This is a genomic window from Siculibacillus lacustris (assembly GCF_004328075.1).
Classification (GTDB): Bacteria; Pseudomonadota; Alphaproteobacteria; order Rhizobiales; family Ancalomicrobiaceae; genus Siculibacillus; species Siculibacillus lacustris.
Window position 1 is genome coordinate 1 of record NZ_SJFN01000060.1, and the last position, 12,621, is coordinate 12,621.

Below are 12,621 nucleotides of genomic sequence, written 5' to 3' on the forward strand. Positions count from 1 at the left end.
CACCGTCGATCTCGGCACCGGCAGCGACAAGCTGACCTTCGACGCGCTCGGTGCGACCGCGACGATCTCCAACGTCGAAACCATCGTCGGCGGCGCCGCCACCGACGTGGTGACGCTCGGTGCGGCGGTGACCGCCGCCACCGTCGACCTCGGCGACGGGGCCGACAAGYTGACGCTCGGCGCCTTCGCCAACGTCCTGACCGTGTCCAACGTCGAGACTCTGGTCGGCGGCGCCTCCTCCGACACCGTGACCCTCGGCTCGCAGATCACCACCGGCACCGTCGACCTCGGCGCCGGCGCCGACAAGCTGGTGCTCGGGGCCTTCGTCAACACCGTCACCGTCGCCAACACCGAAACCGTGGTCGGTGCGGCCAATGCCGACACCGTGGTGCTGTCCTCCGCGGTCACCGCCGCGACCATCGATCTCGCCGGCGGCGCGGATTCGCTGACCTTCGGCGCCTTCGTCAACACCGCGACCGTCTCCAACGTCGAGACGATCACCGGCGGCCTGTCGGCCGACACCGTGACGCTGGGCGCTCAGGCGACCGGCGGGCTGATCGATCTCGCCGCCGGCGCCGACAAGCTGACGCTCGGCAACTTCGTCAATACCGCGACCGTCGCCAATACCGAGACCATCGTCGGCGGCACGACCACCGACCTGGTGACCCTGTCCGGCGCCGTCGCCGGCGTCACCGTCGATCTCGGCACCGGCAGCGACAAGCTGACCTTCGACGCGCTCGGTGCGACCGCGACGATCTCCAACGTCGARACCATCGTCGGCGGCGCCGCCACCGACGTGGTGACGCTCGGTGCGGCAGTGACCGCCGCCACCGTCGACCTCGGCGACGGGGCCGACAAGCTGACGCTCGGCGCCTTCGCCAACGTCCTGACCGTGTCCAACGTCGAGACCCTGGTCGGCGGCGCGTCCTCCGACACCGTGACCCTCGGCTCGCAGATCACCACCGGCACCGTCGAYCTCGGCGCCGGCGCCGACAAGCTGGTGCTCGGGGCCTTCGTCAACACCGTCACCGTCGCCAACACCGAAACCGTGGTCGGTGCGGCCAATGCCGACACCGTGGTGCTGTCCTCSGCGGTCACCGCCGCGACCATCGATCTGGCGGCCGGCGCGGATTCGCTGACCTTCGGCGCCTTCGTCAACACCGCSACCGTCTCCAACGTCGAGACGATCACCGGCGGCCTGTCGGCCGACACCGTGACGCTGGGCGCGCAGGCGACCGGCGGGCTGATCGATCTGGCCGCCGGCGCCGACAAGCTGACGCTCGGCAACTTCGTCAATACCGTCACCGTCGCCAATATCGAATCGGTCGTCGGTGGCGCCTCCGTCGATACCGTGGTTCTGTCCAGCGTCGTGGGCGGCAACGTCATCTCGCTGTCGAACATCGAGACCGTGGTCGGCTCGGCCACCGACGACACCGTCACCCTGGCCAGCGCGGCCACCTCCGGCTCGATCGATCTCGGCGACGGCGCCGACAAGCTGATCTTCGGGGCCTTCTCCAACTCGGTCGCGGTGTCCAACGTCGAGACCATCGTCGGCGGCGCCTCGACCGACATCGTGACCCTCGGCTCGGCGGTCACCACCGGCACCATCGATCTCGGCGGCGGCTTGGACAAGCTGGTGCTGGGCAACTTCACCAACACCCTGACGGTGACCAACGTCGAAACCCTGGTGGCCGGCGGGGGCGCCGACACCGTGGTTCTCGGTTCGGCGATCACCGCGGGCACCATCGATCTGGCCGGCGGCGCCGACAAGCTGACCCTCGGGGCCTTCGTCAACACCGTCACCGTTCTCAACACTGAGACGGTGGTCGGCGGCGTGTCCTCCGACTCGGTGATCCTCGGCGCACAGGCGACCGGGCTCACCGTCGACCTCGGCGCGGGCGGCGACAAGCTGACGCTCGGCGCCTTCGTCAACACCGTCACCGTGTCCAACGTCGAAACGCTGGTCGGTGGTGTCTCCTCCGACACCGTCGTGCTCGGCGGTCAGATCACCGGCGGCCTGCTCGATCTCGGCACGGGCGCCGACAAGCTGGTGCTCGGCAACTTCGTCAACACCGTCACGGTCGCCAACATCGAGACCGTCACCGGCGACTCGGGCTCGGATTCCGTCATCCTGTCGGGCACCGTCAGCGGCGCGACCATCGACCTCGGCGACGGCGGCGACACCCTGACCTTCGGGGCGGCGCTGCAGACCGTCACGACGCTCAACGTCGAGACCATCGTCGGCGGCGTCTCCGCCGACACGGTGACCCTCGGCTCGGCCTTCACGACCGGCTCGATCGACCTCGGTGCCGACGCCGACACCCTGACGCTCGGTGCCTTCGTCAACACGGTGACCGCCTCCAATGTCGAATCGATCACCGGTGGCGCCTCCGCCGACACGGTGGTGCTCGGCGCGGCGGTGTCGTGGGGCGCCTTCGACCTCGGCGCCGGATCCGACAGCCTGACCTTCGGCGCGGCGGCGACCGCCACCGTCGCCAACGTCGAGACCATCACCGGCAGTGCCGGCGTCGATGCGATCACCCTCTCCACCGCCTTCACGGCGGGAACGATCGACCTCGCCGCCGGCGTGGACACGCTGACCCTCGGCGAGTTCGTCAACACCGTGTCGATCAGCAACATCGAGACCGTGCTGGGCGGCGGCGGCGACGACACCGTCGCTCTGGTCGGTGCCTACACCGGCGGGACGATCAACCTCTTCGCGGGCAACGACACGCTGCGTATCGATGCGGCCGGCGCGACCGTGACGGTCGCCGGCGTCGAGTCGGTGGTCGGCGGAGCCGGCGACGACTTCGTCACGTTCCGGGGCAACATGCCCTCGGCCTCGGTCGATCTGGGTGCCGGCAACGACAAGTTGGTGCTGGCCAATTCCTCGACCCTGACGGTGTCGAACGTCGAGAGCCTGACGGGTAGCGCTTCGGCCGACGTGGTCACTCTCGCCACCGCCTTCACCGGTGGCACGATCGATCTCGGAGCCGGTGCCGACAGCCTGACGCTCGGCACCTTCGCCAATACCGTGACCATCGCCAACGTCGAGAACATGACCGGTGGCGGTGCCGCCGACACCGTGACGCTGGCCGCCGCGACCACCGGCATCACCGTCGATCTCGGCGGCGGTGCGGATTCCCTCACCCTCGCAGCGGGCGGCGCGACGCTGACCGCGGCCAACGTCGAGACCGTCACCGGTGGGGCGGCGGCGGATGTCGTCACCCTCTCGGCCCAGGCGACCGGCACCACCCTCGACCTCGCCGGCGGCAACGACTCGCTGACCCTCGGTGCCTTCACCAATACCGTTTCGGTGATCAACGTCGAGACGATCACCGGCGGTGTCTCCAGCGACACCGTGGTGTTCTCGGGCGCCGTGGCCGGCGCGACCCTCGACCTCGGTGCCGGCGGCGACAAGGTGGTGTTCGATGCCACCGGCGCCACCGTCACCCTCGCCAACGTCGAAACCATCGTCGGCGCGGTCGGCGACGACACCGTGACGCTGAGCGGTCAGGTCACCGGGTCGACCGTCGATCTCGGCGGCGGCAGCGACAAGCTGACTCTGGGCAACTTCGTCAACACCGTCACCGTCTCCAACGTCGAGACCCTGGTCGGCGGCACCACCAACGACAGCGTCACGCTGGCCACCGCGGCCACCGGCCTCGCCTTCGATCTGGGCGCCGGTTCCGATACGCTGACGCTCGGCGCCTTCGACAACACCGTCACCGTGTCGAACATCGAGACGGTGACCGGCGGGCTGTCGTCCGACAGCGTGACGCTCGGTGCCGCCTTCACCGGCGGGGCCTTCGATCTCGGCGCCGGAGCCGATCAGGTGACCTTCGCTGCGGCCGGAGCGACCATAACGCTGGCCAACGTCGAGACCATCGGCGGCGGTGCGGCGGCGGACGTCGTCACCCTCTCCGCTCAGGCGACCGGCACGACCATCGACCTCGCCGGCGGCAACGACTCGCTGACGCTGGGCGCCTTCGTCAATACCGTCACGGCGATCAATGTCGAGACGATCACCGGCGGTGTCTCCAGTGACACCGTGGTGTTCGGCGGCGCCGCCAACGGCGTGACGATCGATCTCGGTGCGGGCAGCGACAAGCTGGTGTTCGACGGGGCTGGTGCGACGGTGACGATCGTCAACGTCGAAACGGTCGTCGGCGCGGTCGGCGACGACACCGTGACGCTGAGCGGTCAGGTCACCGGGGCGACCATCGACCTCGGCAGCGGCGCCGACGCGCTGACGCTGGGCGCCTTCGACAACACCGTCACCGTCTCCAACATCGAGACCGTGACCGGCGGCGCGTCCTCCGACAGCGTGACCCTCGGCACCGCGGCCACCGGCCTCGCCTTCGATCTGGGCGCCGGTTCCGATACGCTGACGCTGGGCGCCTTCGTCAACACCGTCACCGTGTCGAACATCGAGACGGTGACCGGCGGGCTGTCGTCCGACAGCGTGACGCTCGGTGCCGCCTTCACCGGCGGGGCCTTCGATCTCGGCGCCGGAGCCGATCAGGTGACCTTCGCTGCGGCCGGGGCGACCATCACGCTGGCCAACGTCGAAACCATCGGCGGCGGTGCGGCGGCGGACGTCGTCACCCTCTCCGCTCAGGCGACCGGCACGACCATCGACCTCGCCGGCGGCAACGACACGCTGACGCTGGGCGCCTTCACCAACACCGTCACGGCGATCAACGTCGAGACGATCACCGGCGGTGTCTCCAGCGACACCGTGGTGTTCTCGGGCGCCGTGACCGGCGCGACCCTCGACCTCGGTGCGGGCGGCGACAAGGTGGTGTTCGATGCCACCGGCGCAACCGTCACCCTCGCCAACGTCGAAACCATCGTCGGCGCGGCCGGCGACGACACCGTGACCCTGGGCGGCCAGGTGACCGGCGCGACCTTCGATCTCGCCGGCGGCAACGACACGCTGGTGCTCGGCGCCTTCGTCAACACCGTCACCGTCTCCAACATCGAGACCGTGACCGGTGGCGCGTCCGCCGACAGCGTGAACCTGGGCACCGCGGCCACCGGCCTCGCCATCGATCTCGGGGGCGGTTCCGATACGCTGACCCTCGGTGCCTTCGTCAACACCGTCACCGTGTCCAACACCGAGACGGTGATCGGTGCCCTGTCGTCCGACAGCGTGACGCTCGGCGGCGCCTTCACCGGCGGCGCCATCGACCTCGGCGCCGGTGCCGACCAAGTGACCTTCGACGCGGCCGGGGCGACCATCACGCTGGCCAACGTCGAGACCATCGGCGGCGGCGCGGCGGCGGACGTCGTCACCCTCTCGGCTCAGGCGACCGGCGCGACCATCGACCTCGCCGGCGGCAACGACGCGCTGACCCTCGGCGACTTCACCAACACCGTCACGGTGACCAACGTCGAGACGATCACCGGCGGAATTTCCAACGATACGGTGGTGTTCTCGGGCGCCGTGGCCGGCGCGACCCTCGACCTCGGCGCGGGCGCCGACAAGGTGGTGTTCGACATCACCGGCGCGACCGTCACCCTCGCCAATGTCGAGACCGTCACCGGCTCGGGCATCGACGACGCGGTCACGCTCTCCGCTCAGGCGACCGGCACGACCATCGACCTCGGCGGCGGCAGCGACACGCTGACGCTGGGTGCCTTCACCAATACCGTCACCCTGTCCAACGTCGAGAACCTGGTCGGCTCCGCTTCGTCCGACACGGTGACGCTGGCCACTGCCGTGACCTCCGGCACGCTCGATCTCGCCGGGGGTGCCGACACGCTGGTGCTCGGCGCCTTCGCCAACACCGTGGCGGTGGTCAACATCGAAACGGTGATCGGCGGCGGGCTGTCCGACGTCGTCACCTTCGGTGCGGCCGAGACCGGCGCCACCGTCGATCTCGGCGCCGGCAGCGACAGCCTGACCTTCGACTCGACCGGCGCGACGGTCACCGTCGCCAATGTCGAGACGATCACCGCTTCGGCGGCCGACGACCTCGTCACCCTGTCGACCCAGTCGACCGGCACCACCCTCGATCTCGGCGGCGGCAACGACACGCTGACGCTCGGCAACTTCACCAACACCGTCACGGTGACCAACGTCGAGACGATCACCGGCGCCTCCGGTGCCGACACCGTGGTGTTCGGCGGCGCGGTCGCCGGCGCGGTGGTCGACCTCGGCGACGGGGCCGACAAGCTGGTGTTCGATCCGACCGGCGCGACGGTCACGGTGACCAACGTCGAGACGATCATCGGCTCGGCGACCGACGATTCGGTCACGCTGGCCAATCAGGTGACCGGGGCGACCTTCGACCTCGGCGACGGCAGCGACACGCTGACGCTCGGCGCCTTCCTCAACACCCTGACGGTCTCCAACATCGAGAACATCGTCGGGTCGGCTTCGTCCGACACCGTGACGCTGGCCACCGCGGTGGTCGACGGCTCGATCGACCTCGGCGGCGGTGCCGACAGCCTGACGCTCGGTGCCTTCGTCAACACCGTGACGGTCACCAACATCGAGACCATCACCGGCGGTGCGTCCGCCGATACCGTGGTGCTCGGTGCGGCGAACACCGGTTCGACGATCGATCTCGGCGGCGGTGCGGACACTCTGGTGCTCGATGCGGCCGGCGCGACCATCACCGTGGTCAACGTCGAGACCATCACCGGCGCGGGCGGCGACGATCGCGTGACCCTCGCCACCCAGGCGACCGGCACTTCGCTCGATCTCGACGGCGGCAACGACACCCTGGTGCTCGGCAACTTCGCCAACACCGTCACGGTCTCCAACATCGAGACGGTGATCGGCGGCACGGGCGCGGATCTCGTCACCTTCGGCGGCGGCATGAACGGCGGCAGCGTCGATCTCGGAGCAGGGGCGGACTCCGTCACCTTCGACGTCACCGGCGCCACCATCACGCTGGCCAACGTCGAAACGATCGTCGGTTCGGCGGCCGGCGACGACGTGACCCTGGCCTCGCAGATCACCGGTCAGACCTTCGACCTCGGCGGCGGCAAGGATCGCCTGACGCTCGGGGCCTTCGACAACACCGTGACGGTCACCGGCATCGAGACGATCGTCGGCGGCATCTCCTCCGACACCGTGACGCTCGGCGCGGCCACCGACGGGATCACCATCGACCTCGGCGGCGGCAACGACCATCTGATCCTGGCGGCGGCAGGCGGGACCGTCACCGCGACCGGCATCGAGACCATCACCGGCGGCGCCGCCGACGACCTGATCACCCTCTCGGCCCAGGCGACCGGCGGCACCATCGATCTCGCCGGCGGCAACGACACGCTGCAGCTCGCCGACGCCGCCAACACGCTGACCATCGCCAATGTCGAGACCATCGTCGGTGGCAATGGCGACGACGTCCTGACCCTGACCAGCGCGGTCTCGGGCAACATCGACCTCGGCGGCGGCAACGACTCCCTGACCCTCGCCTCGGTCGCCAACGTTGTGACGATCACCAACGTCGAGACGATCATCGCCGGATCCGCGTCCGACGACATCACGCTCGGCACCGAAGTCACCTCCGGCACCGTCGATCTGGCCGGCGGCTCCGACCGCCTGACCCTCGGCGACTTCGTCAACACCGCGACCATCGCCAACGTCGAAACCATCGTCGGCGGCGCTGCGGCGGATACCGTGGTGCTCTCCGGACAGGCGACCGGCTCGCTGATCGACCTCGGCACGGGCACCGACAGCCTGACGCTCGGAGCCTTCGTCAACACCGTGTCGGTGGCCAATGTCGAGATCGTCACCGGCGGCGCCTCGACCGACGTCGTCACCCTGACGACCGCGGCCGACGGCCTGTCGATCGATCTGGCCGGCGGCGCCGACAAGCTGACGCTGGGCGCCTTCGTCAACACGCTGACGATCTCCAACGTCGAGACCGTCGTCGGTGGGGCCTCCGCCGATACCGTGGTGCTCGGTGCCCAGGTGACCGCCGCGACCATCGACCTCGGCGGTGAAGCCGACGCGCTGAAGCTCGGCGACTTCGTCAACACCGTGACCGTCTCCAACGTCGAGACCGTCACCGGCGGCGCCTCCGCCGATGCGGTGATCCTCGGCGCCCAGGCGACCGGCACGACCATCGATCTCGGCGCCGACGCCGACACCCTGACGCTCGGGGCCTTCGTCAACACCGTCACCGTGGTCAACGTCGAGACGATCACCGGCGGCAACCTCGCCGACACCCTGGTGTTCGGCGGCGCGACCGACGGCGTGAGCGTCGATCTCGGTGCAGGGGCGGACTCCGTCTCCTTCGATCCGACCGGCGCGACCGTGACCCTGGCCAATGTCGAAACGATCACCGGCTCGGTCGCCGACGACCTCGTCACCCTCGGCGCCGGCAACACCGGCACCACCGTCGACCTCGGTGACGGCAACGACAAGCTGACCCTCGGCGCCTTCGTCAACACCGTGACGGTGGTCAACGTCGAAACGATCACCGGCGGCGCCTCCGCCGATGTCGTGACCTTCTCCGGCGCCGTGACCGGGGCGACCATCGATCTCGCCGGCGGCGTCGACAAGCTGACGCTCGGCGCCTTCGACAACACCGTGACCGTGTCCAACGTCGAATCGATCGTCGGCGCGGGCGGTTCCGACCAAGTCACCCTGGCGGTCCAGTCGACCGACGTCACCGTCGATCTCGGCGGCGGCGCCGACCAGCTGACCCTCGGCAACTTCATCAACACCGTCACGCTGACCAACGTCGAAACCATCGTCGGCGGCACCACCAACGACTCCGTGGTGTTCTCGGCGCAGGTCACCGGGTCGACGCTCGACCTCGGCGACGGCCTCGACAAGCTGACGCTCGGCGCCTTCGTCAATACCGTGACCGTCACCAACATCGAAACGATCACCGGTGGCCTCTCGGCCGATACCGTGACCTTCGGTGCGGCGATGACCGGCGGCTCGGTCGATCTCGGGGCCGGCAACGACACCCTGATCTTCGATACGACCGGCGCCACGCTCACCGCGGCCAATGTCGAGACCATCACCGGCGCGGCCGGCGACGACCTCGTCACCCTCGCGACCGCCGCGGTCTCGACCTCGGTCGATCTCGGCTCGGGCGCCGACACCCTGCGGCTCGGTGCCTTCGCCAACACCATCGGCGTCGCCAACGTCGAGACCCTCATCGGCGGAGCCTCCGCCGACACGGTGGTGCTCACCGCCCAGGTCACCGACGGCCACATCGATCTCGCCGGCGGTGCCGACAAGCTGACGCTCGGCGCCTTCGACAACACCGTGACCGTGTCCAACGTCGAGACCATCGTCGGCGCGGCCTCGGCCGACACCGTCGTCCTCGGCGTGCAGGCCACCAACGTCACCGTCGACCTCGGCGGCGGCAGCGATACCCTGATCCTGGCGGCGGCGGTCAACACCGTGACGGTCGTCAACGTCGAGACCATCACCGGCGGCGCCTCGGCCGATACGGTGGCGTTCTCCACGCAGGTCACCGGCGCCACCGTCGATCTGGCGGGCGGCAACGACAAGCTGACGCTCGGTGCCTTCACCAACACCGTGACCGTCTCCAACGTCGAGACGATCACCGGCGGCGCCTCCTCCGACACCGTGGTGTTCGGCGACAGCTATGCCTCCGTCTCGGTCGATCTCGGGGTCGGCAACGACAGCCTGGTGTTCGCTTCGACCGGCGCGACGGTCACCGCCGCCAACGTCGAAACCATCACCGGTGCCGAAGCCGACGACATGGTGACCTTGTCCACCGCCGCCACCGCCATCTCCGTCGATCTCGGCGACGGGGCCGACCGGCTGGTGCTCGGGTCCTTCACCAACAACCTGACCGTCACCAACGTCGAAACGATCACCGGTGGCGCGGTCTCCGACACCGTGACCCTCGGTTCGGCGGCCTACGAGACGACGATCGATCTCGGTGCCGGCTCCGACAAGCTGGTGCTCGGGGCCTTCGTCAACACCCTGACCGTCGTCAACGTCGAAACGCTGGTCGGCGGGGTGTCCTCCGACACCGTCACCCTGGGCGGCCAGGCGGTCGGCATGGCGATCGACCTCGGGGCCGGCGCCGATGCGCTGATCCTCGCCGATGCGGTCAACACCGTGACCTTGTCGAACGTCGAGACGATCACCGGCGGCGCTTCGTCCGACCTGGTGACGCTGGGCACGCAGGCCACCGGCTCGACCGTCGACCTCGGCGGCGGTGCCGACAAGCTGGTGCTCGGCGCCTTCGTCAACAACGTGACGATCACCAACGTCGAGACCATCGTCGGCGGCATCTCGTCCGACACGGTGACCTTCGCCACCGCCTATACCGGCGGTACGGTCGATCTCGGCGCCGGCAACGACACGCTGGTCATCGATCCGACCGGTGCGACCGTGACCGCGGCCAACATCGAAACCATCACCGGCGCCGACGGCTCCGATGTGGTGACGCTGGCGACCGCCGCCATCGGCACCACCGTCGACCTCGGGCTCGGCGGCGACAAGCTGGTGCTCGGCGCCTTCGCCAACACCCTGACGGTGTCCAACGTCGAGACCATCGTCGGCGGTGTGTCCGCCGACACGGTGACTCTCGCGGGCGCCTTCACCGGCGACACCATCGATCTCGGTGCCGGCACCGACAAGCTGACGCTGGCCAACTTCATCAACACGGTCACGGTGTCGAACACCGAGACCGTCGTCGGCGGCGCCTCGGCCGACACCGTGGTGCTCGGCGGCGCGGCGACCGGCATCGTCCTCGACCTCGGGGCCGGCGCCGACAAGCTGACCTTCGCCGCGACCGGCGCCACGGCGACGCTCGCCAATGTCGAAACGATCACCGGTTCGGTGGTCGCCGACGTGGTGACCCTCTCGGCGGCGGCGACCGGCACGACCGTCGATCTCTCCGACGGCAACGATCGCCTGATCCTCGGCGCCTTCACCAATACGGTGACGGTGACCAACGTCGAGACGATCACCGGCGGTCTCTCGGCCGATGCCGTGACCTTCGGCGCGGCCGTGACCGGCGGCACCGTCGATCTCGGGGCGGGCGGCGACACGCTGACCTTCAACGCCGCCGGCGCCACGGTGACGGTCGCCAACGTCGAGACCCTGGTCGGGTCGGCGGCCACCGACGTGGTGACGCTCGGCACCCAGGCCACCGGCAGCTCCTTCGACCTCGCCGGCGGCAACGACAAGCTGGTGCTCGGGGCCTTCGTCAACACGGTCACGGTGTCCAACATCGAGACGGTGGTCGGCGGCGCTTCGTCCGACACGGTGACGCTGGCCACCCAGTTCACCGGCGGCACCCTCGATCTGGGCGCCGGCAGCGACAAGCTGACCCTCGGCCTGTTCGACAACACGGTGACGGTCGCCGGCATCGAAACGGTGATCGGCGTCGGTTCGGCCGACGTGGTGACCCTCGCCGCGGCGACCACCGGTGTGATCCTCGACCTCGGCGGCGGCATCGACCAGCTGACCTTCGCGGCGGCGGGTGCGACGGTGACGGTCGCCAACATCGAGACGGTGACGGGTTCGGCGGTCGCCGATCTCGTGACCCTCAACGCCCAGTCGACCGGCTCGACCTATGATCTGGCCGACGGCAACGACCGGCTGATCCTCGGGGCCTTCACCAATACGGTGACGGTGACCAACGTCGAGACGGTGACCGGTGGCATCTCCGGCGACACCGTGACCTTCGGCGCGGCCTTCACCGGCGGCACCGTCGACCTCGGCGCCGGCAACGACAGCCTGAGCTTCGACGCGACCGGCGCGACCGTGACCCTCGCCAATGTCGAGACCGTGACCGGCCTCGCCGGCGACGATCTCGTCACCTTCTCGGCGGCGGCGACCAACCTGACGATGGATCTCGGCGCCGGCGGCGACAAGCTGGTACTCGGAGCCTTCATCAACACCATCACGGTGGCCAATGTCGAAACCGTCATCGGTGCCGGCCTCGCCGACACGGTGACCCTGTCGGGCGCCTTCACCGGCGACACCATCGATCTCGGCGCCGGGGCCGACAAGCTGGTGCTCGGCACCTTCACCAACACGGTCACGGTGTCCAACACCGAGACCATCATCGGTGGCGGCTCGGTCGACACCGTGGTGCTCGCCAGCGCCGCGACCGGCATCGTGCTCGATCTCGGCGCGGGCGGCGACAAGCTGACCTTCGCCGCGGGCGGCGCCACGGCGACGCTCGCCAATGTCGAAACGGTGACCGGTTCGGCCGTCGCCGACGTGGTGACCCTGTCGAATGCCGCGACCGGCACCAAGCTCGATCTCGGCGACGGCACCGACCGGCTGATCCTCGGCGCCTTCACCAATACGGTGACGGTGACCAACGTCGAGACCGTCACCGGCGGCATCTCGGCCGACGACGTGACCTTCGGTGCGGCCATGACCGGCGGCATCGTCGACCTCGGCGCGGGCGGCGACACGCTGACCTTCAACGCCTCCGGCGCGACGGTGACCGTGTCCAATGTCGAGACCCTGGTCGGCTCGGCGGCGACCGACGTGGTGACGCTGGCCACCCAGGCCACCGGCAGCTCCTTCGACCTCGCCGGCGGCAACGACAAGCTGGTGCTCGGCGCCTTCGTCAACACGGTCACGGTGTCGAACATCGAGACGGTGGTCGGCGCGGCTTCGTCCGACACGGTGACGCTGGCCACCCA

General features: G+C 69.3%; 1 protein-coding gene. It reads left to right on the forward strand.

From position 1 onward, the window contains the following. The coding region (locus EYW49_RS23170) for a calcium-binding protein (RefSeq protein WP_165498377.1) at positions 1-12,621 on the forward strand (12,621 nt) is incomplete at both ends.